18 protein-coding genes are annotated in these 22,382 nt (G+C 38.4%); 8 read left to right on the forward strand and 10 right to left on the reverse strand.

Translation table 11 applies throughout. From position 1 onward, the window contains the following. Positions 1-11: 11 nt before the first annotated feature. Entirely contained in the window at positions 12-1,283 is a 1,272-nt protein-coding gene (gene glyA / locus HDE68_RS12125; protein WP_183882235.1) for a serine hydroxymethyltransferase, read from the reverse strand. 375 nt (positions 1,284-1,658) lie between these two features. Between glyA and dxs the strand changes: the two genes are divergently transcribed. After that, on the forward strand, positions 1,659-3,587 hold the full coding sequence (gene dxs / locus HDE68_RS12130; RefSeq protein ID WP_183882237.1) for a 1-deoxy-D-xylulose-5-phosphate synthase: 1,929 nt from the start codon (positions 1,659-1,661) through the stop codon (positions 3,585-3,587). A 100-nt stretch (positions 3,588-3,687) separates the two neighbouring features. Here the strand turns inward: dxs and glmS are convergent, their stop codons facing one another. Beyond that, the gene (gene glmS, locus HDE68_RS12135; protein ID WP_183882239.1) at positions 3,688-5,526 is read right to left on the reverse strand and encodes a glutamine--fructose-6-phosphate transaminase (isomerizing); all 1,839 of its coding nucleotides are present in this window, start codon (positions 5,524-5,526) and stop codon (positions 3,688-3,690) included. A 342-nt stretch (positions 5,527-5,868) separates the two neighbouring features. Here glmS and HDE68_RS12140 point away from each other — a divergent pair, with 342 nt between their 5' ends. The 5 genes from HDE68_RS12140 to HDE68_RS12160 all read left to right on the forward strand — a co-directional run bounded on the left by HDE68_RS12140 (position 5,869) and on the right by HDE68_RS12160 (position 10,310). After that, a complete protein-coding gene (locus HDE68_RS12140; protein WP_183882241.1) occupies positions 5,869-6,177 on the forward strand; it encodes a hypothetical protein in 309 nt (102 codons plus the stop codon). 521 nt (positions 6,178-6,698) lie between these two features. Then, entirely contained in the window at positions 6,699-7,502 is an 804-nt protein-coding gene (locus HDE68_RS12145; protein ID WP_183882243.1) for a sensor histidine kinase, read from the forward strand. Positions 7,503-7,588: 86 nt separating this feature from the next. Next, entirely contained in the window at positions 7,589-8,119 is a 531-nt protein-coding gene (locus tag HDE68_RS12150) for a hypothetical protein (protein ID WP_183882245.1), read from the forward strand. Between the two features lie 9 nt (positions 8,120-8,128). Continuing rightward, positions 8,129-8,941, forward strand: coding sequence for a hypothetical protein (locus HDE68_RS12155; RefSeq protein WP_183882247.1), 813 nt, complete (start codon positions 8,129-8,131; stop codon positions 8,939-8,941). After that, the gene (locus tag HDE68_RS12160) at positions 8,910-10,310 is read left to right on the forward strand and encodes a hypothetical protein (protein WP_183882249.1); all 1,401 of its coding nucleotides are present in this window, start codon (positions 8,910-8,912) and stop codon (positions 10,308-10,310) included. The genes HDE68_RS12155 and HDE68_RS12160 overlap by 32 nt, the downstream gene beginning before the upstream one ends. Before the next feature lie 25 nt (positions 10,311-10,335). Here the strand turns inward: HDE68_RS12160 and HDE68_RS12165 are convergent, their stop codons facing one another. The 6 genes from HDE68_RS12165 to HDE68_RS12190 all read right to left on the reverse strand — a co-directional run bounded on the left by HDE68_RS12165 (position 10,336) and on the right by HDE68_RS12190 (position 18,147). Next, entirely contained in the window at positions 10,336-13,131 is a 2,796-nt protein-coding gene (locus HDE68_RS12165) for a hypothetical protein (RefSeq protein WP_183882251.1), read from the reverse strand. Between the two features lie 100 nt (positions 13,132-13,231). After that, a complete protein-coding gene (locus tag HDE68_RS12170; RefSeq protein WP_183882254.1) occupies positions 13,232-13,837 on the reverse strand; it encodes a LuxR C-terminal-related transcriptional regulator in 606 nt (201 codons plus the stop codon). Positions 13,838-13,964: 127 nt separating this feature from the next. Beyond that, complete coding sequence (locus HDE68_RS12175; RefSeq protein ID WP_183882256.1) at positions 13,965-15,074, reverse strand: FAD-dependent oxidoreductase; 1,110 nt, start codon at positions 15,072-15,074, stop codon at positions 13,965-13,967. Further along, positions 15,071-16,240 (reverse strand): pyridoxal phosphate-dependent aminotransferase, encoded by a 1,170-nt coding sequence (locus HDE68_RS12180; RefSeq protein ID WP_183882258.1) that lies wholly within the window; start codon positions 16,238-16,240, stop codon positions 15,071-15,073. Before HDE68_RS12180 ends, HDE68_RS12175 begins: the two co-directional genes overlap by 4 nt. A gap of 9 nt (positions 16,241-16,249) precedes the next feature. After that, complete coding sequence (locus HDE68_RS12185) at positions 16,250-16,639, reverse strand: response regulator (RefSeq protein ID WP_183882260.1); 390 nt, start codon at positions 16,637-16,639, stop codon at positions 16,250-16,252. Beyond that, a complete protein-coding gene (locus HDE68_RS12190) occupies positions 16,639-18,147 on the reverse strand; it encodes a sensor histidine kinase (protein WP_183882262.1) in 1,509 nt (502 codons plus the stop codon). The genes HDE68_RS12185 and HDE68_RS12190 overlap by 1 nt, the downstream gene beginning before the upstream one ends. A 260-nt stretch (positions 18,148-18,407) precedes the next feature. Here HDE68_RS12190 and HDE68_RS12195 point away from each other — a divergent pair, with 260 nt between their 5' ends. After that, positions 18,408-19,580 (forward strand): sensor histidine kinase, encoded by a 1,173-nt coding sequence (locus HDE68_RS12195; RefSeq protein ID WP_183882264.1) that lies wholly within the window; start codon positions 18,408-18,410, stop codon positions 19,578-19,580. Here the strand turns inward: HDE68_RS12195 and HDE68_RS12200 are convergent. Together HDE68_RS12200 and HDE68_RS12205 are read right to left on the reverse strand one after the other, a co-directional pair. Then, positions 19,540-20,766 (reverse strand): PAS domain S-box protein, encoded by a 1,227-nt coding sequence (locus HDE68_RS12200; protein ID WP_183882266.1) that lies wholly within the window; start codon positions 20,764-20,766, stop codon positions 19,540-19,542. The genes HDE68_RS12195 and HDE68_RS12200 overlap by 41 nt on opposite strands. A gap of 5 nt (positions 20,767-20,771) precedes the next feature. Beyond that, on the reverse strand, positions 20,772-21,680 hold the full coding sequence (locus tag HDE68_RS12205) for an NDP-sugar synthase (protein ID WP_183882268.1): 909 nt from the start codon (positions 21,678-21,680) through the stop codon (positions 20,772-20,774). 97 nt (positions 21,681-21,777) lie between these two features. Here HDE68_RS12205 and HDE68_RS12210 point away from each other — a divergent pair, with 97 nt between their 5' ends. After that, entirely contained in the window at positions 21,778-22,377 is a 600-nt protein-coding gene (locus HDE68_RS12210) for a class I SAM-dependent methyltransferase (protein WP_183882270.1), read from the forward strand. Positions 22,378-22,382: the final 5 nt, after the last annotated feature.

Raw genomic sequence — 22,382 nt, forward strand, 5'->3', positions numbered from 1 at the left:
ACCCGTATTTGTTACTTGTATAATGGAAAACCAGCAACCAGTTCAGTTACTTGTTTTCTCACTTCACTCAAATGGGCATCATCTTCTGGATTAGTTAAAACCTGATCTATTAAATCAACAATTTTTTCCATTTCCTGTTCTTTAAATCCTCTGGTTGTAATCGCAGCAGTTCCAATGCGGATTCCTGAAGTTACAAAAGGAGATTTATCGTCAAACGGCACCATATTCTTGTTCACGGTAATATCTGCTTTTTCAAGCGCATTTTCTGCAAGTTTTCCAGTTATATTTTTATTACGTAAATCGATCAGCATAAGGTGGTTGTCTGTTCCTCCTGAGATGATACCGTAACCTCTGTTCACAAATGCCTTCGCCATTGCCTGCGCATTTGCCTGTACCTGCTTAATATAAACCAGATATTCATCACTTAAAGCTTCACCAAATGCGATCGCTTTAGCTGCAATAATATGTTCTAAAGGCCCACCCTGAGTACCTGGAAAAACTGCCATATCTAAAACAGATGACATCATTCTGGTTTCTCCTTTTGGAGTTTTCAGACCAAATGGGTTTTCAAAATCTTTCCCCATCATAATCAGTCCGCCACGTGGACCACGTAATGTTTTGTGTGTAGTTGTAGTAACGATATGGCAATGAGGAAGTGGATTTGCCAATAATCCTTTTGCAATCAGTCCGGCTGGGTGTGAGATATCAGCAAGCACCAATGCGCCAATTTTATCTGCTACGCTACGGATAAAAGCATAATCCCATTCTCTGGAATAAGCAGATGCACCGCAGATAATCAATTTTGGACGTTCAGCTAATGCTAACTCTTCTAGTTTTGCATAATCAATCAGTCCATCTTCTTTTTTTACTCCGTAGAAAAGCGGGTGGTATAATTTACCTGAAAAATTTACAGGAGAACCATGTGTTAAGTGTCCTCCGTGAGAAAGATCAAATCCAAGAATTTTGTCTCCTGGTTGTATAACAGCAAGCATTACTGCTGCGTTAGCTTGTGCACCAGAGTGTGGTTGAACGTTAACCCATTCAGCACCAAATAGTTTTTTTGCACGCTCAATGGCAATATTCTCCACCTCATCAACTACCTGACATCCGCCATAATAACGTTTGCCTGGTAAGCCTTCAGCATATTTGTTAGTTAATACTGAACCCGCAGCTTCCATCACCTGTTTGCTTACAAAATTCTCTGAAGCAATCAGTTCAAGGCCGTTTTCCTGACGGTCTAATTCCCTGTCAATCAAATCAAAAATTAAAGTATCTCTTTCCATTTATCAAAGTATATTTCTGTAAAAATAATCATTTTCATCAGAAGCTGCTGGAATTTAGATACTCAATTGTTTATAATTTATTTTTAAGCGAAACAAGTCAGATTTATTTCTGATAGCTTTACTATCAGAAATGAATATGGCGCGGTTGGAGCTAAAAAGAAACATAAATAAGTGAGCAGATGAATTTTAAACTGTTTCGGTAATATATATTTTTTTAATGGTGATGAAGCTATCTATGGTTTTTTCATTGATTTAGAGGCCCTGAATAATGTATCCTGCAAATCAAAAAAGTTCTTGTTATTCGAATGACTATTATTTTGTGGTTATCTTAACTAAAATCCCGTACTTTGTATATTGTTGTCTATTAAACCCTGCATGGAAAACTTCAACACTCCATTACTACCAAACATAAATTATCCTGCTGATTTAAAGCAGTATAAAGAAGATGATCTGGAACAAATCAGCCAGGAATTACGTCAGTATATCATTGATACAGTAAGTGTAAACGGCGGACATTTTTCTTCCAGTCTTGGTGTTGTAGAGCTTACTGTGGCTTTACATTACGTTATGAACACCCCTTACGATAAATTAGTATGGGATGTGGGCCACCAGGCTTATGGCCATAAAATTCTGACCGGAAGAAAATCTGTTTTTCATACAAACCGCCTGCTTAACGGCATCAGTGGTTTCCCGAATATCAGTGAAAGTGAATATGATACGATGGGTGTAGGACACTCTTCTACTTCAATTTCTGCAGCATTGGGTATGGCTGTGGCTTCACAGTTAAAAGGGGAGAAAGACCGTCAGCATGTTGCCGTCATTGGTGATGGTGCAATGACTGCCGGACTTGCTTTTGAAGGACTTAATCACGCTGGAATTGAAAATTCAAATCTGCTGGTTATCCTGAATGATAATTGTATGTCCATTGATCCGAATGTTGGTGCACTTAAAGAATATCTGACCAGCATTACCACTTCCAAGTCTTATAACCGGTTCAGAGATGATATATCAAATGTATTAATCAAACTTTCTGAGCTTGGCCCGAATGCGCATAAGTTTGTTAAAAAGATAGAGAAAAGTATCAAAGGTACTTTACTGAATCAAAGCAATCTTTTTGAAGCACTGAATTTCAGATACTTTGGTCCTGTGGACGGTCATGATGTAAAAAAACTGGCTTCTATTTTAAAAGACCTTAAAGATATCCCCGGCCCTAAACTATTACATTGTGTAACCGTTAAAGGAAAGGGTTTTGCACTGGCCGAAAAGGATCAGACCAAATGGCATGCTCCAGGCCTTTTTGATAAAATTACCGGTGAGATTAAGAAGTCTGTATCTGATAAACCACAGCCGCCAAAATACCAGGATGTTTTTGGACATACGCTGGTTGAGCTTGCTGAGGCGAATAAAAATATTGTAGGTATTACACCTGCTATGCCGTCTGGCTCGTCAATGAATATCATGATGAAAGCTATGCCGGACCGTGCATTTGACGTCGGCATTGCCGAACAGCATGCGGTAACTTTCTCTGCCGGACTGGCTACTCAGGGGATGGTTCCATTCTGTAATATTTATTCAAGTTTCATGCAGCGTGCTTATGATCAGGTGATCCACGATGTTGCCATACAAAACTTAAATGTTGTTTTCTGTCTGGATCGTGCTGGTGTTGCCGGCTCGGATGGTGCGACACATCATGGTGCCTATGACCTTGCTTATATGCGTTGTATTCCAAACATGACGGTTGCTGCCCCTATGAATGAAGAAGAATTAAGAAACCTGATGTATACGGCACAGCTGGAAAACATGGGACCTTTTTCTATTCGTTATCCAAGAGGAAACGGAGTCATGACAGACTGGAAACGCCCGCTTAAAGTTATTGAAGTTGGAAAAGGCAGAAAAATATGTGATGGTGAAGAAGTTGCGATTCTGACCATCGGGCATGTCGGCAATTTTGCCGTTGAAGCTTGTAAGGAACTGAATACAGAAGGGATTCATCCTGCACATTATGATATCCGCTTTGTAAAACCTCTGGATGAGGCTTTATTACATGATGTATTTAAACGTTATAAAAAGATAGTTACTGTAGAGGATGGCTGCATTCAGGGTGGAATGGGCTCTGCTATACTTGAATTTATGGCTGATCATAATTACCAGGCAACTGTAACCCGTCTGGGTATACCGGATGAAATCATTGAGCATGGTGAACAACCTGAACTCTGGGCCCTTTGTGGTTATGATAAAGCCTCGGTTATAGAGACTGTAAAAAAGATGGTGGTTGGCAGAACAACTGCAACTATCGCTTCTTAAAAGCAGATTGCTCTTAGCGGGAATTCTTTAATTACGTTAAATCAAACAGCCCCCGGTTTAGCTAAACCGGGGGCTGTTTGATTAGAGAAAAATTCTTTTCTTATTCTACTGTGACAGATTTAGCCAGGTTTCTTGGCTGATCTACATTACAGCCTCTTAGCAAGGCTATATGATAAGAAAGTAACTGTAATGGTATTGTAGCCAGCAATGGTAAGAAAGCCTCGCTCGCGTCAGGAATTTCAATACAGTAATCAGCCATTTTACGAACTTCCGTATCCCCTTCGGTAACAATAGCTAATACAATTCCTTTTCTTGCTTTTACTTCCTGAATATTACTGATTACCTTTTCGTAAGAAGAGTTTTTTGTAGCAATTACGACTACTGGCATTTCTTCATCTATCAGGGCTATCGGACCATGTTTCATTTCAGCAGCAGGATAACCTTCAGCGTGAATATAAGAGATCTCTTTTAATTTCAATGCACCTTCTAATGCGACAGGGAAGCCACTTCCTCTGCCTAAGAAAAGGCAATTTCTTGAATCTTTGAATTTATGGGCAATCTCTTTAATCAATTCATTGGACTCTAAAGCTTTCGTAATTTTTTCAGGGATACAATCCAGTTCAGTCAATAACTCTACCAGCTTGGCTTGCGTTAAAGTACCTTTCTGCTGTGCCATGTAAAAAGCCATCAGCGTCAGTACGGTTACCTGCGCGGTAAATGCTTTAGTTGAAGCCACACCGATTTCTGGTCCTGCATGGGTATATACACCTGCATGGGTAAGACGTGGAATTGATGAACCTACTACGTTACAAACTCCAAAAATAGTCGCTCCTTTTTCTTTGGCCATTTCTATGGCAGCCATCGTATCAGCTGTTTCACCGGATTGGGAAATGGCAATCACTACGTCTTTTTCAGTGATAATAGGATTTCTATAACGGAATTCTGAAGCGTATTCTACTTCTACCGGTATCCTTGCATATTCTTCGATCAGATATTCTCCAACCAGACCAGCATGCCATGACGTTCCGCAGGCTACGATAATAATACGGTCTATGTTTTTAAGTTTATCTGCATATTCCTTGATCCCGCCAAGCTGTACTCTTCCTTCATTTGGATAAATACGACCTCTCATACAGTCTCTGATAGATCTCGATTGCTCAAAAATCTCTTTCAGCATGAAGTGTTCGTATCCACCCTTTTCAAGCATTTCAAGTTTAAGCTCCAGCTCCTGGATATATGGGGTTTGTACTACGTTATCCAGACGTTTGATCAATAATTCATCACGTTTTAAGAATGCGATTTCATTATCGTTCAGATAAATTACGTTTTTGGTGTACTCAATAATCGGTGTAGCATCCGAAGCAATAAAATATTCTCCTGTCCCTACCCCAATAACCATTGGGCTACCTTTTCTGGCTGCAATCAATTGATCCGGATGATCATTATCCATAATCACAATGGCATAAGCACCGCTAACCTGATGTAAAGCCAAACGTACAGCTTCTAATAAATCTGTATTTTCTTTTTTATAGATCTCTTCAACCAAATGAATTAATACTTCGGTATCTGTATCACTATTGAATACATGACCTCTTGAAAGCAACTCTTCTTTCAGGGTGGCATAATTCTCTATAATCCCATTGTGGATAATAGTTAATTTACCATCATTAGAAGTATGCGGGTGTGAATTCCTGTCTGATGGTTCACCGTGAGTTGCCCAACGGGTGTGCCCCATACCAATCGTTCCCGATTTGTCTTTTCCTTCACTGAAATTTTCAAGTTCCTGAACTTTTCCCGCTTTTTTGTATAAGTTTAATCCACTCTGATTAATCAGTGCAATACCTGCACTATCATATCCGCGGTATTCTAATCTTTTTAAGCCTTTAAGCACAATCGGCCAGGCTTCTCTGTAACCTATATATCCTACTATTCCACACATATTATTCTAGTATAAAGGTGTAAATCTAGTCAATTAATGATTTAATTACATTAAAATAAAAATTGTCTGTTTGTTTTGGGCCAAATGATCCAGTCTTAAAATTAACACCAGACTTATAACGGGACAACATGGGAAGTATTATCAATACGTTTTAGCTTAAAAACAAATAAGCTGTTGATTCTATTCGCATCAAAGTGTAGAACTTGTCTACAGTAAGAAATATAGTTAAAAAACATAAATATCTCATTAACAAGGAATTAAATAAATGAAAAGCCCTTGGCATCATTATGTAACAAGGGTTAATACGAATCATCGTTTAAAACATATTTAAAAATATAACATATGAAAAATTTAATCTTAGGCGCAGCCTTATTAGCATTTGCAGGAGTTTCAACAGTTAAAGCAAACGATATTAAAACTCCGGTTGCTATCGTAGCTCAACAAGATAGTACAACTAAAACTCCGGTTAAAATTGAAGAATTACCTGATGCAGTAAAAGCAACTTTATCATCAGATAAATATAAAGACTGGGCTCCGGTTGCAGCATTCAAAATCACTGATGCAAGTAAAGCGGAATATTACCAGGTTGATGCCAAAAAAGGAAGTGAAACTGCTTCATTAAAAATTGGTAAAGACGGTACAATTATTTAATAATAATACCTCATTAAGATAAAAAAACCTGCTCTGTAAAGGAGCAGGTTTTTTTTATATACATCCGGATGATCAGGACTTATTTACATTACCAACAGTTATCCACATTTTAATGTGGATAACTGTTGGTAATGTTGTTATCCAACTGAAAAAGAAACATTCATTTATTGTTAATCAAATATTAAAACAAATCCAACACAATGAATAACAATGTTTTAAACAAAAATACACAAAAGAAAAATGGGCAAAAGCCCGATATAAGTTATTGACAGTTATAAACACCATCAAATTATTGCTGAATTCCGGCAATCGGTTTTTCTCCTTTAACAGCCACATCACACACATACATATAATACTAACAATCAACAACATACATCAACAATACAGAAAATACGTTTTATCAATATATTAGCCCTTTATATTCTGCTAAGAAGTAAATACAGCAGGCTGAAACAGCTTATTTAATCTGAGTATGGCAAGGTGTTTGCCTTATACCAAACATCTCCAATGAATTTATACTCATGTCGAATCAACTTAAAGACAATATGATTAAAAACTCTGATGTTAGTGCATTGGCGACTAATTTTCGTGAATATATCACCCGTAACAAATTAATAGAAGAAAGAGACCAGCTGATAGAAGAACTGACTTCCCGTAACCAGGATTTAAATCAATTTGCTTATATCACTTCACATAACCTCCGTGCCCCTTTATCTAACTTAATCGGGCTTATTGACATATTGAATTATGATCTTCTGGATGATTATAATAAAACAATTGTAGATATGTTCAGGGATTCAGCTTTCAAACTGAATGAAACTATTTATGACCTGACACAAATGCTAAGCATTAAAAGCAATAAAAAAGTAATCATAGATAATGTAAGTGTGTCTTATGTTTTTAAAAAAGTATGCAACTATTTTAATAAACAAATCCACAAACTGGGAATTTATATACACACTGATTTCGAATGTGAAATGATCCCCTTTCCCAAAAGTTATTTAGAAAGCATACTGATGAACTTAATGTCGAATGCAATGAAGTATTATTCGACAAACAGACCACTCAGAATTGAAATCTTGACAAAGAAAAATGAAGATGGAAATATCATTCTTACTTTCTCTGATAATGGTATTGGTATTGATCTTTTAAAATATAAAGACAAAATTTTCGGATTAAACCAGCGTTTTCATAACCATGTTAACGGTAGCGGGGTCGGCTTATTTATCACAAAAACCCAGATTACTTCAATGGGGGGCGAAATTGAAGTAGAAAGTGAACTGGATCAGGGTTGTACTTTTATCATCACCTTCAAAAAACCATAATTGTTGTGACATCAACATGTGTCATTCTTCTGGCGATTTAATATCACTTTACGTCTAGTTTTGTTGATAACGTATTTCAACAGAACATGAAAAAAACTTTACTCATTATCGCCGCACTGCTAGCCGCCTTTACATTTTTTAATGTGAAAGCCAATGCGCAGACTGTAACTGGAAATGTACCACTTAGTATTGTACTTTCTGATGCCTTTTCTATCACCCTGGGCCCTAATCCGGGAGTAGTTTTCACTTATGCATCAGCTGCTGACTACGTTGCAAGTCAGACGGTAACCAAAGCAAGTCATTTCTCTGTGATCAGTAATAAACCTTACAGCATCAATGTAAAGGCAACTGCCGAATTTAATACTTTTGCTGCGAATACAACACCGGTATCTTTAGGTATTGTACAGATAAGTGTTGATCCCAGTACTGCTGCAACAGGTGCAACTTATTCCAATGCAAATCTTACAACAACTTCCCAGATTATAGCAGCTGCCGCCGCACCCACAATTGGTACGGCTTACAATATAGATTATACGATAGCCAATGGTGCTGGTCTGATCAATAAAGCAGCTGGAACTTATGCTACAAACATCGTATATACGATCACACAACCATAACCGGCTTTAATGAGGTTATTAACTATTCTATTTACCTTATACCTTGCTCCTGTACTCCTCAATCCAGCTCAGGGGCAAGGGTTTTCAATTTCTCCATCCAGGATCTTCTTTACCGGAAACCCCGGAGAAACAGTTAGTCAGACGATTACTTTTGGCAATACTTCTGGCGGTGTACTCTCCTTTACCACAAGGAAGCAGGACTGGGAAAGAGATTCTCTGGGAACCAAAGTGTATTATGACAGCAATACAAAGCCATTATCCAATGCGGGCTGGATTACACTTTCTTCAAATGATGTATCTGTACAGCCCGGAGAGAATAAACAGGTTATCATATCGCTCAATATTCCAGCCGACGCGAAAAAACTGACCAGCAGCATGCTATTTTTCACACAGGTCAGGGAACAGGAAGCACAACAAAAAAGTACAGCCAAGATTGGGATCAATGTTTTAATGGAGGTTGGGATACAGGTTTATTATGTTCCCAGAGGACTTAGCCCGGGAGAGCTTGAATTTCTATCTTTTGATGATCACGGATTATATGAAAATGGTAAAAACAAATATCGCAGGCTCGCTTTAAAAATACACAATAAAGGAAGCCTGAATAAAGATGCTTTCATCCGGTTTGAATTAACCAATAAAGAAACCGGAGAGGAAATAAAAATAAAACCAGAAGTGCTTGCCATGCTGCCCGATGCCACACAATGGGTCATGGTTGACTTACCTTTTGATTTAAAAGGCAAATTTCTTGCAGTTGCTTTACTTGATGCCGGATCTTCTTATGACTTGAAAGTTGCTGAAAAAGAGATTATATACCGCCCTTAGTGTTATTTTTTGCTGTTTTACAGCAGGAAAAGCCAATGCACAGTTAACCATCAGCTTACCTGAAGCTAATATTTCAGGTCAGACTGATTATAAAGTCAATATAAATACTGGTGCATCTCCCTTTTTAAGCCTGATATCTGCTATCAATGCGAATGCAGGTGCTGCAAGCCTATCTCCTACCCCCAGTACTTTAGCCCCTGTTTTATTAGCCCCAAATCTGATCAATATGAAAATAACTTCTATTGGTGGCAGTATAGGCGTGCTTGGGGGCACAACACAGATCGTACTCTCTAATACCCCTCAAAACATCTATTATGTCTTGCTGGCCCTGCTCAGCGGAACGATACTTGTAGATTATACGGTCTCTTCAGTGGGCGTTGCATGGGCAGCGGGAAGTTATGCAACAACCTTAACTTTGACAGGGGGAGTTAACCCGGCTTCACAGACACTGACTATTGTTATACCCGCTTATGTAACTTTAAATACCCTGATTCCTGCTACAACGGCACTGAATGTGAACTCATTTGCTTTTTTTAGAAATTCGGCAGGGATAAGCGCTCCGATTAATAATGATTATTTTACTACGGTACCTACTCAAATCAGCCTCAGGGCAACCAGTTCTGTCTTTTCATTTACGACCACTCAGCCTTATAATCAGTTGCCTGCAACAAATAATGTAAGTTTAATGAGCGCGTTGCTGACAGGTGCTTATAGTGGTCCGGCAATTAATCTTTCTGCCGCCGATCAGCTCCTGACTACTTCGACCGGTATCCCTGTTCAGATCGGTAATAAAGATGTACTTACTCCTGCTTTAAGTATCAGCGGAGCAAATCTCAGCAGCAATTTCGTACAGGCCGGAACTTATTCTGCACCTGTGGTTTATACAGTTGCAAAAACTGCATCGTCGTTTCCGGCAACTCCAATTTCAAAAACAATGAACAGTACCGCTCAGGTGAATGTAAGTAACATGATGGAACTGGTAGTTCCGGATCCCAATGTCACCTTAACAGTGAGTACGACTGCGAACTATCAGCAAGGGGTTACGACCACAAAGCCAGGCCATATTAAAGTGAGCAGCACAGTACCTTATAATGTAACGGTGAAGGCGAGCAGTAATTTTCTGAGTTCTGCAGGTGGCGCACAAATACCTGTCGGGGTAATTACCATTGAAGGGATGACTGGTCAGACAGGAATCCAGCCTATTGTCCTTTCTTCGGCTCCACAGGTAATTATTTCTTCTGCTAATCCTGTCATAGACCGTTTGCTTAATCTTCAATACCGGATTCCGGCAACTCAGACTTCCAATCTATTAAATAAAACAGCCGGAAGTTATAGTACAACAGTTACCTATAGTATTGTTGCACCCTGATTAGGCTTTTAATTCAGAACAGAAGCTAAAACCTGCTGACTACAATTTTTCTGCGTTCATCACGATAAAGGAAAGTAAGCATCTCAACCGGACCTCCCCGAAGTGACACTTCTTCTTTTTCGTTTTCAATAGAGAATGGCATACCTGCAGTTTCTATATATACTGTATAATTGTTTCTTGGCAGATAAAAACAGAAATTACCTCTGTCGTCGGTTAAGGTCTGATGGATACGCCCGTTAGGGTCTATTGCATTAATTTTTATTCCGGCCAGCGCAGGCGGCCCATCCATATATTTTTCAGCTTTCAGCTTTAAACAACCGTTCAGGGCTTGTGTTCTGACCAGGGGGACTTCCAATTTCTTACTTTTATCCAGGAAAACGACTGTTGGATCCTGCAAACTCCAGCCTTTGGTATTGGTCACACTAACTGTATAGGCCTCTTTTTTCATATCCTTGAATTCAACAACCCCTTTGCTGTTGGTTAAAGCTGCCTCCCCATTTATTTTCACTAATAAGCCTCCTGCAGGTTTCTCCCCAGCATCCCATATGCCATTGCTATTGTCATCCTGGTAATAAGTCAATAGTAATTTTTTGGTTCCCGATTGCCCCTGAGCGCCAAATTGCTTTTCTATTCCCACCCTCAATTGCCTGTTTTCATAAAACAGGTTGTTCATATTCACCTGCTCAGCCGGATTGTAACCCTGAATTAGTGGTTTCTGTTTAGTTATGGTATAGGTAAAATCACCGGTAAGCGCCCAGTGGCCTTTCATCAGATATCTCATATTCCCGGTCACTGAATAGTTATCACTATGTGTAAAACCATAATAATTATACATACCGCTAAACCGGAAATTAAGACTGTTTTGTAACAGCTCAAAATGTATGTTAGGACCAAAGGAGTATAATCGATATTTATTGTTCCCTGTTGAAGACAATATATCTGAGATATAAAATGGGTTTAGCTGGACATAACTGCTAAAGCCCAAAATAGGTATGTTGTAGCTCGCATTGACCTTTAAGGAATGAAAAGGGGCCATCGGTCTGCCGGATGTATTGATGTAAGTATAACCGTAATCAGCTGTCATTGAGAAGCTGTTTATTCTCCCGCTATAGGCCATATTGGTTGTAAAACGCATAGCCGAAGATTTCCAGTCTGCATGAGCGCCAGACAGGTCAGTTATAGCTGAAGTGATGACGTGCTGATTCATAAAATAAGGGCCAAAGCCTATAAAAAGGTTTCCAGCCCGGGTATTATAGCCTAGTTCATAAATGTATATCGCATTTTTATTGATGCCCGCATTAAAAATACTATTGATATCATATTGATATTTTGGACTGTTAACCTGTATATTGACATGAGCATCCACCGAATTGTTGTTTTCAAGTTTACGTGTCAAACGAACATCTGTCATCAGTAAACCACGCCTTAACCCTGTGTAATATGGACTGCTATAATATCCGTTCCCAAAAAACTGATAGTCACTACTGTTGAGACCATAATTTATACCCGCAGAAACACCATGTTTGGAAGTAGAAAATATGGTATTCTGTTTCTCTAATGAGTAACCACCTTCAAAATTCAGAAATTGCCCCTTTTTTAATCTCACACCGGTTTTAAAACTCATCTGATCTGCCTCAAGCCCGGTAAATGAATCGCGGCTGTGAATATAAGTGAGCCTCCTGTCTCCTTTACCATCGGCAGTAGCCAGGTTATAATCAATGGCCAGTATTTTTGCGCCTGCAATAGTCGTACTGAACTGATCATATAAAAGAAAGTTATTCTGAATACCATAAACGGATAAACTCTCATTAGGGTTAAATTTCAGACTGGCTTTAACTCCCCTGCCACCTAATGAAAAATCTACATTTTCATAGATATTCCCCACTTTAATACCCCAACTTTTGGTTTGATAATCTGCATAAGTATTATAGATATTTATTCCATTAACACCTGGCTGATGATACTGATCTGCATTTAACCGGTATTCAATTGTTCCGTTATCCCCTGTCTTTACTTTACCATTGGCCTGCAACTGATAAAAAGAAGAATTACTGCTCATACTTGCATAACGCAAGGCTACTGTATTGGCCAGCGTTCCGCTATACTGATCATTGCTCATGCTCATTTTCCTGGCATTGGTCAGGTTGACAATCCTGATGACTTTAACAGCCAGCTGATTATTACTGGCATCTACTGCTTGAATGGTTACCGTAAAATCTGCGGGAATATTTGTATTTACTTTATTTCTGGCCAGAAAGGGTAATAATTGCTGAGAACCAGGCTGTAAAGTAAGGTTCATGGTTTGCCCTGTAAATTCTAGTCCATCGGGTATGCCAGAAAGTAAGAGTCTAAAGGTGATGGGTACAAAACCATTATTTGCACAACGGACTACAACCTGTGCCTGATTGCTCATCTGACTCAGATAGACCTCATTTTCTTCTGTACCGATAGTTAACCCGCCAATATCAGTCAAAATGGTTGTAAATGCAGCAGATTCCTGTACCTGAACACCTCCAGCAGAGGTCAGATGAAGTGTAAAAACCTGGTTATTACTATGGAGAGTTTGCCGGTCGGCGATATATTTTACAGGAAAAACCTTGCTTTCACCAGCTTTTAAAATCAGACTATCCGGCAATGAGATCAATCCTTTAGGGAGGATTGATCCGCTTTTATTCTGCCTGAGAACAATCATTTTTGTTTCAGGATTTGTAACTTTTAAAAGGTTCGAGAATGTTTCTCCCCCTTTAATTGCCAATGTATCATGCAGGAAAGTGTATTTTACCTGGGCAGATACGGTAAACCCGGCAAGACAGCAAAACATAAGACATAATATTTTCAAATAGCCGATTTTATGCATCCTGATTGATTGATGAAAGCATATCTGCCTGTCCTGGCAAGCAGCAGTACCACCTATTGAATTTTTATTTGAATTGGGCAAGTAATTCACCCTTACTGTTAATATTCAGTTTTTTATAGGTCCTTTTGATATACTGACGCACAGTATCCAATGATATTCCATATTTATAGCCTATCAGTTTATAACTTAAACCATGCTGAAGGCCTTCTACAATCTGCCGTTCTCTATGGCTAAGTTTAGACTGATAGTCTATGGTATACTGTACCTGCTGAATTACATTTCTGGAGATGGAAGGACTAAAAACAGAACCTCCGCGATAAGTGGTTACGATCGTTGAAATTACGTCATCTACACAGGTATCTTTGGTAAGATACCCCATAGCACCTGCCTTCACGCAGGCAAGGACTGTATTATGGTCTTGAATATGACTATAAACTACAACGTTGGTATTGGGAAACTTACGGTAAATGTCAGGAATGATATCAATTCCATTCACTTCGATATCTAATAAGGTGACATTAGGTTCTTGTGAAGGCTGCACTTTTTTACATTCACCCATAGATCCGATATCAAGGGTTACTTTTAAATTATGCTGATGCTGATGATGAAGCATCACACGCATCATATTTCTGCTTTGTTGATTGACATCAATAATTCCAACTTTAATCATAGTTTCTCCCCTCTTTTTACTTCATTCAGTAATAACTTGAAATGATATGAAATAAAGTTAAGAAATACTTTAACCGCTTCTCCATTCATTCCGTTCATTAACGAACAGAAAAAACAACCAGGAACAACTATTGCTTTAAAACACTACTAATGAGCGGAATAGTACCCAAAGAAGATGGATTTAGGAAGGCATCTCTTAGCTCCCGGCCCAGGCTGACATGCGCTTTGATACTTTCTGCCCTGGCTTGATAATAAGCTTTAAAGGCAGTATCTGGTTCAGCATAATCCATTAAACATCCGGATAGAATCTTTGCATCAAGCATGGCATTGGTTGTACCTGCACTCGTGAAAGGCAAAGCTACATGGGCTGCATCCCCAATCAGCACTACATTTTGATGATGGAAGTCAGGAAGGAGATCAAAATCCCTGGTATTCCAGATATAACTGGTTTTGAAATCATTGTGTTCTAAAACTGATTGCACTTCGGCGGGAAAGTCTTTCAGCAGATTCTGACACAGTTCACGGAGCTGTTCATGATAATTTTCTGAAGAACGTGCATTGACACTTTCTTTGATATCATCCAGTAAAGGGTCATATTGCATAAACCAAACCATTTCAGTTCCCGAAGTAGGGATAAGCCCAAATGAAAGCCCTATGTTTTTTTGCTGAAATTTAGTGAATTTACCCTGCAGGGACCCGGCGAGTTCAGCATGCTGCACAATTCCAACAACTTCTTTTACTTTACCGGATTCAAAATCTACCTCTCCGAATAGCTGACGCCGGACAATTGAATTTGCCCCGTCAGCCCCAATAAACAAGTCACCATATTCGACTTCTCCATTTAAAAACGCAGCCGCGACTATTTTATGGTCTTCATAAATAAAATGAGAAAATACACGATTATTGTTTAACGTGGAAGTGGGTAAAAGCTGGTGTAAACAGGCCAGCAAGTCTGTTCGTTTAAAACATTGCCAGTCTTCCAGAGGTTTTTCGGTAATGATATTCCCTGCCGGATCTTTCAGTGTAAAAGTATATACTGGTCTGCCAGGCAGCACATAGCCACTATTTGCTGCCAGCTCATTCAGCACTGCGATACCATCATGATGCATCAAAAAGGCATGTCCCCCGACAGCTGTAAAAATCTGCCGTTCATTTACACTAACCTCAAAATGATGCTGATGCAGGTAGATACCCATACATAAACCAGCGATCCCTCCACCTATAATAACTACTTTCATAAATTATTTACTGTAGTTTTTATGTGGTGCAGTGCTTCTCCAAGAATAGATTCTGAGGTGGCAAAACTCATTCTGATGAAGCCTTCTGCACCTTCACCGAACCACTGTTTAGCACCTGGTACGACTGCGACTTTAGCTTTATCCAATAAGAGCTGATAGATTTCCTGACTGGTTTTATTTGTACCGGTAATATCTGTGAATGCAACGTAACAACCTTCCGGGGAAATACATTTAAACCCCTGGGTAGCATTTAGTTCTGCAACTGCCAGATCTCTCATTTTTTGAAGGTGTACCAGAAATTCATCAAGCCAGTATCCACATTCATTGAGTGCTGTTGTAGCCGCAACCTGCGAAAGTATGTTGGCCCCATGAATGGTAGAACCATGAAGAGAGACTTCGAACAACCGGTCATAATGCACCTGATTGGACGCCATTACTGCTCCTATTCTTAATCCGGCCAGCCCGTAGGATTTACTAAAACCTGTTACGGTTACGGTCTGATTTCTGATTTCTTTATTTAATGAAGCTATACTTGTATATAAATGAGGAGTATAAACAATATCACTCCATATTTCATCTGATAAAATGATAAGCCCGTGTTTGATAGCGATTTCTCCTAATTGGAGTAATTCGTCACTTCTAAAAACCTTACCAGTTGGATTTAATGGATTGCACAGGCAAATCATACGGGTTTTACTGGTAATCAGCTGTTCCAAATGATCAAAATCAACAGCATCAGATCCCGGTGGGATAGCGAAAGGAACAGCTACGCCTCCTACAGCCTCTGTGGAATATCTGAAAAGAAAGTCTACAGGATCAAAAATTATGGCCTCATCACCAGGAGAAAGAAAAGCTTTGCAGGTTAAATAAATACCAAAAGCTGCACTGTCCACCGGAAATATAAAATCAGGATTCGCTGGAATTCTGCGTTTATTGGTGAAATAGGCCGCTAAACTTTCCTTGAAATCAGGTAATCCGGCAGGCGGGCCATAAGATAGATATCTATCTTTCGTAAATCGAATGATAGATTCAGCAATCTCAGGTGCGCTAGGGAAATCAGGATCAGCAGCTGTCAAAGGGATAACCCCCTCAGCAACAGTAGCCCAGCGTAAATTAAACGCTCTTTTCTTTAATATATCCAGGTTGACAGAGTGGGATTGAAACATCCTCTAAAACTATAAATTTTCCAGAATTTCGAGAAACTTTTCTTTAACCAATGGCTTGATTATAAATTCACAGACCTCATTTATATTTTTTGAGCGCTCCATCTCGTGAGGAGATATGGAAGAGGAAACTATATACAGTTCATTTTTCTTGGCAAAAGATGGATACAGGTCCTGATATTCAGTCAGAAATTCCCAGCCATCCATAACCGGCATGTTTAGATCAAGGAAAATAATATCAGGTAATAATTCCTTTTTATCCTGAATCTCTTTAAGATAGGTAATCGCCTGCAGGCCGTCCGAAAATACTTCTACTTCAACATTTTCAGACACTTTGAGCATTGTCTTTTTTGTAAGAAATACAAAAATATCATCATCATCAATGAGATATACTTTTTTCATTACCAATTCATATTTTGATTTACAAATTCTATAGAAAAAATAGATCCCTGATCAGGAAAACTCTCTACCCAAATCTTACCTCCCATAGCTTCAACTTGTGTTTTTGTCATAAATAATCCCAGACCTTTAGCATCCGGATGACGGTGAAATACCTTTCCAATTTTAAAAATGTTATCTTTATGTTTCACAAGATCTATGCCTAATCCGTTATCCTGAACGGTCAATACGATATTTCCTTCCTTAACTTTAGAAGCAAGATTCAGGGATAGCTGTCTTTCAGGCGATTGATACTTGATCGCATTACTGATCAGGTTATAAAATATACTGGCCAGATATTTATGCGGATATAATACAGCAGGTGCATCTTCAAAATCGACCTTTATTTTGGCCTTTGCTTTCTGGATTTCTACATATAATCCATCCAGTGCTTCCTGCAGACAGGTACTAAAATTCAGTCTGTCCAATTTAATATCTCTGTCTAATCTGATTTGTATGGACTCTACCAGCTCATTAAATGTGCTCTTTAGATTTTCAATTACAGGTTCCAGTTTTGAAACCAGCAATTTTTGTTCTTCTGCATCCTCGGCTTCTTGTATAAATTCTGCCAGCATCGCCATATTGATTAATGGCCCGCGGAGATTATGCGAGACTACATTACAGAAATCTATCAGCTGGGTATTCTGAATGGCCAGCTGCTCCATGATCATTGTTTGTTTCTCTTCGAGCAGCTTACGTTCGGTGATGTCTATTCCAAAACCAATAACCATAATGAAATTTCCCTTTTCATCATGCATTGGAAACATTCTCCGCAGAAATGTGATTGTATTTCCTTCAGGGTCTTTTTGACTTTCTTCCCATCCTATGGCTTTTCCTGTACTTTTCACTTCCAGAAACTGCTCCCGCCTTTCCATAGCAATCTTTGGGTCCCGATTCCTGAAGGCACCGTATTCAAAGTCATCTTTACCTATAATGAACTTTCTGTACTCTTCATTTTTAATTGCCATCGGGTTAGCAAAAAGATATCTGTGGTCGGCATCAAAAACGACAATATCTGTTGGAATATTATTCAGGATACTTTCATAAAATTCCTTGATACTATTGTTAATAACCGGAAGTTTAAGCTGTAAGAGTGTAGTCACCTGCTGTGCAAGTAAAGCGAGACCTTTATGTTGTTCCTGATTTAAAGTAACCGGAACCGGACCGGCCACACTTAAATGTCCAATTACAAGATTCTTATTAACGACAATCGGTATAGCAACAAAAAACGGGAAGTCTTCTTCTACAGAATTGTCTCTTGGTGTTTCTTTAATTTCTATACCCAGTTTTGCTTTATACCAGATTCTGTCTTTATCTACAAAAGTGATCGCAGAAACCGGTGCCTGCGCTATTATAGCAGCAAGCCTGACAATATTGTCAAACTCCTGTTCTTCACCAGTATCCAAAATTTCCAACACATAAAGCGCATCAATTCTGTCAGCTTCATTCCTAAGTGATGGGATATTAATCATATGCAGGTTTCAGTCAACAATTTTGACGATACAAAGCTAATTATTAGATTGATTCTTTTGTTAAAAAGAAAACGCCTTGTCATCATTTATCCAAGATAGAATTTTTTCTCCACATTCAATCCTGCTCAAAAGTAAACTGCCGTTCTTTTTATTCACCGTCTTTCTGAATATGTGAATAAAGCCCGCTCATTTTATTCATTATCTGTAAAAAAATTAAGAAATTGTCAGGATGTTTGAATATTTTAGATTTTTAAATGGTTATGAGACAAAACTTTAGGTATCAGACAGGATATAAGACTGAGCATATAATGGGATATGCTGAGATGAATAGAAACTTTCTTGCAATCATTGAAAAGTGTAATGATCTAATATTTTTTACAAAAAAAAATGGGGAGTTCATTCATGTAACTACAGCCGTTGAAAGACTATTTGGTTTTAGCAATACTGAATTACTGCAAATCAATATTACTGATCATATTCACCCGGAAGATATAAATGGTATCAAAGAGAAACTTCAGCTGGCACTGGCCACTGCGGGCGCAACAGTTAATCTAAAATTCAGGAACAGAACAAAGCTGGGAGAATACCGCTGGATAGAGGGAACTGTGATCAATATGCTTGATGATACTATGCAAGCCTTAATGATAAGATTTAATGATATTACTGATCGTATAAATGCTGAAAATGAACAGGCGTTGCTTATCCAGGACTTTACAAAAAGGAACCAGGACCTTAATCAGTTCGTTTATATTATTTCACATAACCTGAGAACACCCTTAGCAAACCTGATCGGTTTGATTAATATCCTGGAGATTGATCTGCTGGATGATTATAATAAAGGAATAGTTGACTTATTTAAATCCTCTACGGACCGGCTTAGTGAAACAGTTTTTGATCTCACACATATTTTAACACTCAAAGACAACCAGGGTGTAAAAATCACGAAGGTAAATGTGCTGAAAATATTTGAAAAAGTATGCCATTCATTTCATGAGCAGATTAAACAACTGGGCGTTAAATTGATTTTAAACTTTGATTGTAATCATATACTTTTTAATAAAAGTTATCTGGAAAGTATATTAATGAACCTGTTGTCAAATGCGATCAAGTACAGGATGCCTGACAGACAACTGGAAATCAGGGTAGACTTATCCAGGGACTATCAGAATACTTGTACCTTAATTTTTTCTGACAATGGGATGGGTATTGATATGAAAACCAATAAGGATAAGATTTTTGGGCTCCATCAACGGTTCCATAGCCATATTGCCGGAAATGGAGTGGGTTTATTTATCACTAAATCTCAAATCATTTCTCTGGGCGGAAATATTGATGTCACCAGCAAAATTAATGAGGGAACAGCATTTACGATTACTTTCTGTGGAGATGTTCTTAGCTTGTCAAACCAGAACCGCCTGCCTGTCCTACAATAGACTTGATTGCCATGTTCAGCTTTTGAGAAGAGTCATTTAAAAAATTCAAGGTCTCTTGTGTATCTTCTCCGGGATATTTGATCAGAAACTCTGTTAAACTCATAATATTCGCTAAAGGAGCCCGGACCATATGGCTTTGTATCCATGCAATTTCTTTCAGATCTCTATTCTGACGCTCAATTTCTTTGATATAATTTATTCTTTCGGATACATCGGTGGCTAATACCAGCCTCGCTTCTCTTTCTTCGAAACGAATCGTATTGGTCTCTATTTCTACCGGGAAAACTTCTTTATTTTTATTAATATGAATTAATATCCCTGAATAATCCCTGTTTTTGATCATACTATGCAGATCCATCAATTTACTGCTTTCTGATTGCGGACGTATATCCACAATGTTCATCTGTAAGAATTCCTCTTTTGTATAACCGTATTTATTACAGGCAGCTTCATTGGCGTGCAAAAACCGGCCGTCTTCCATGTCAAATACATACATCGGAACCGGGTTTGCTTCAAAAGTATTCCGGAAATACCGCTCTGAGGCATCAAGCCTTGATATAAGATTTGCTTCTTTTTTTATAGTCTGCTCCAATCCATTTAAAACCTTACTGATGAGCATGACGCTAATGAGACTGACAAAGATCAGGTTACCTGAATAGGATGCCCATAAAGGTAAGTCATAGCTTTGAAGCAAAGGGCTTTCAAATAGCTTATACTGTATTACAGCACCGAAACCTGCACAAATCAGGACATTCAGACCGACAAGCCAGTAAGCAGCCGGACGCGGAAAAATCATAGCAGAGAATATCGTGATAATAATCAGATAAAGTACGCCTGGTCCTTCTGAACCCAAAACTGCTATATAAATGATCGCTAGCGCATAAAGAAGAAATAATGCTAGGATTTTCCTGGTATGGATCATGATTTTCTTATTGAAAATGATAGATAATAGAGCAAAAACAAAAATAACGTTAAACCACTGAACTATAGTACTGCCAGCAAAAAAACCAAAAGTCACGGAAGAGACAAATGCTATTATGCTAACAATAAACCCATAGCTGATCACATTGGTGAAAAGTCTTTTGCGCCAGAAAACATGCTCCTCTTCTGAAGGATCTGAATTCCTCAACACCGCCTGTTCGATCTGACGTTTAACTTTCCACCAATATTCTCTAAGTGAAAACATATTTTTTATGCCCAAAGATTAACAGGATAAACACCTTCATCTGCAAGCTTCTGCAATGCAGCTTTTACTATAGGTGCGTCTTCTTTAAAGGTTACGCCGAACCATTTTGCCTGTGTAGGAATCATTTTCACTACACCCTCTCCAGATTTAATCAGTATATCTGCAACTTCAGGGATAAGGAATTCAGCTTTAAGCTCCGTTATATTCTTATCCAGGAATTTATAGTATTCTCCCTCAGACCAATTGACAAATTCTGGTGTAAAACAAAAGAAATTCATACTTACTTTGGTATCCAGAGGTAATTCTATAATCGAATCATCTACTTTAGTAAATGCCTTAGCATCCTGCTTGTAAATTTCTTTACGTTCTGTAATACTTACAATTTCGTTCTGTGCATTTACATTGATTTCGCCACGGGTTACTGATCCATTATCGCTCAGCGTATTCTTAAGCTCATAGCCAATACATGCATACTTATTTACTGCTATTTGTGTAGTCAAAAAGTTATAGGCCTGTTTAAAAGCATCAAAACCATAAAAATCATCCGCATTAATTACGGCAAATGGCCCGTCCAATATTTCTTTACAGCATAATAAAGCATGGGAAGTTCCGAATGGCTTTGTTCTGTCCGCAGGAATTTGTCTTCCTCCGCTAAAGCTTTCAAGTGATTGATATACGTATCCGGTTGAGATTTTATCCTTTAATTTTGGTTCTATAGCTTCTTTAAACGCAACAGAGAACTCTTCTCTGATAATAAATATTACTTTTCCAAATCCGGCTTTTATAGCGTCATAAATGGAGTACTCCATTATAGTTTCTCCGGAAGGGCCGAAAGATTCAATTTGTTTATTTCCTCCATATCTGCTAGCCATACCTGCAGCTAAAATGACAAGAGAAGGTTTTGTTGTATCCATAGAATTTTAAAATAGTTGAATACAAATTAGCAAAAGTTACTCCATTTTTTTTTAAGATTGCTGAATAGGCCGTTGATAAAATTACAAGTACCTTTGTATGGAGCAGGAAATTACTATGATTGACAATTTTTCGAGCGATGCCGCCTTTGACAGTTTATATTCGCTGAGAGCACAACAGCTATCTTCTATCCATTGGACTCCTATTGAAGTTGCAAAAAAAGCCGCCGCATACCTCACTGGTGGTCCGGCTGGTAAAAACATTCTGGATATAGGAAGCGGCGTTGGTAAATTTTGTATTGTAGGCGGCCATATTTTTCCAGACCATATTTTTCATGGTGTGGAGCAGAGGAAAGCTTTAATAGACGAGGCAATTATTGCCCAAAATGCAACAAACACTCCTAACGTCCATTTCATTCACGCTAATTTTAATGAACTGGACATGGATAAGTATGATCATATCTATTTCTATAACTCTTTCAGTGAAAACCTGTTTCACTACAAGCCTATAGATAATCTGATTGATTGTTCTGAAGCTATTTATAATGAATACCTTTCTCTTTTTTATGAGATATTGGAAGATAAGCCTTCTGGTACACGTGTTGCCACTTTTCATTGTGACGATAACTATATTCCGCCTTCGTACAAAAGAGTACAGCATGTAACCGGCGAATCCTTAAAGTTATGGATTAAACAATAACTGAC

Source organism: Pedobacter cryoconitis, from assembly GCF_014200605.1.
In the GTDB taxonomy this organism is placed as follows: Bacteria; Bacteroidota; Bacteroidia; order Sphingobacteriales; family Sphingobacteriaceae; genus Pedobacter; species Pedobacter cryoconitis_B.

Coding starts and splice junctions, on each gene's coding strand:
- glyA (WP_183882235.1), bottom strand. CDS start 1,283: ATGGAAAGAGATACTTTAATTTTTGATTTGATTGACAGGGAATTAGAC.
- glmS (WP_183882239.1), bottom strand. CDS start 5,526: ATGTGTGGAATAGTAGGATATATAGGTTACAGAGAAGCCTGGCCGATT.
- HDE68_RS12175 (WP_183882256.1), bottom strand. CDS start 15,074: ATGAAAGTAGTTATTATAGGTGGAGGGATCGCTGGTTTATGTATGGGT.
- HDE68_RS12150 (WP_183882245.1), top strand. CDS start 7,589: ATGAAAAAAACTTTACTCATTATCGCCGCACTGCTAGCCGCCTTTACA.
- HDE68_RS12155 (WP_183882247.1), top strand. CDS start 8,129: ATGAGGTTATTAACTATTCTATTTACCTTATACCTTGCTCCTGTACTC.
- HDE68_RS12205 (WP_183882268.1), bottom strand. CDS start 21,680: ATGGATACAACAAAACCTTCTCTTGTCATTTTAGCTGCAGGTATGGCT.
- HDE68_RS12145 (WP_183882243.1), top strand. CDS start 6,699: ATGTCGAATCAACTTAAAGACAATATGATTAAAAACTCTGATGTTAGT.
- HDE68_RS12170 (WP_183882254.1), bottom strand. CDS start 13,837: ATGATTAAAGTTGGAATTATTGATGTCAATCAACAAAGCAGAAATATG.
- HDE68_RS12140 (WP_183882241.1), top strand. CDS start 5,869: ATGAAAAATTTAATCTTAGGCGCAGCCTTATTAGCATTTGCAGGAGTT.
- HDE68_RS12210 (WP_183882270.1), top strand. CDS start 21,778: ATGGAGCAGGAAATTACTATGATTGACAATTTTTCGAGCGATGCCGCC.
- HDE68_RS12185 (WP_183882260.1), bottom strand. CDS start 16,639: ATGAAAAAAGTATATCTCATTGATGATGATGATATTTTTGTATTTCTT.
- HDE68_RS12195 (WP_183882264.1), top strand. CDS start 18,408: ATGAGACAAAACTTTAGGTATCAGACAGGATATAAGACTGAGCATATA.
- dxs (WP_183882237.1), top strand. CDS start 1,659: ATGGAAAACTTCAACACTCCATTACTACCAAACATAAATTATCCTGCT.
- HDE68_RS12200 (WP_183882266.1), bottom strand. CDS start 20,766: ATGTTTTCACTTAGAGAATATTGGTGGAAAGTTAAACGTCAGATCGAA.
- HDE68_RS12190 (WP_183882262.1), bottom strand. CDS start 18,147: ATGATTAATATCCCATCACTTAGGAATGAAGCTGACAGAATTGATGCG.
- HDE68_RS12180 (WP_183882258.1), bottom strand. CDS start 16,240: ATGTTTCAATCCCACTCTGTCAACCTGGATATATTAAAGAAAAGAGCG.
- HDE68_RS12165 (WP_183882251.1), bottom strand. CDS start 13,131: ATGTTTTGCTGTCTTGCCGGGTTTACCGTATCTGCCCAGGTAAAATAC.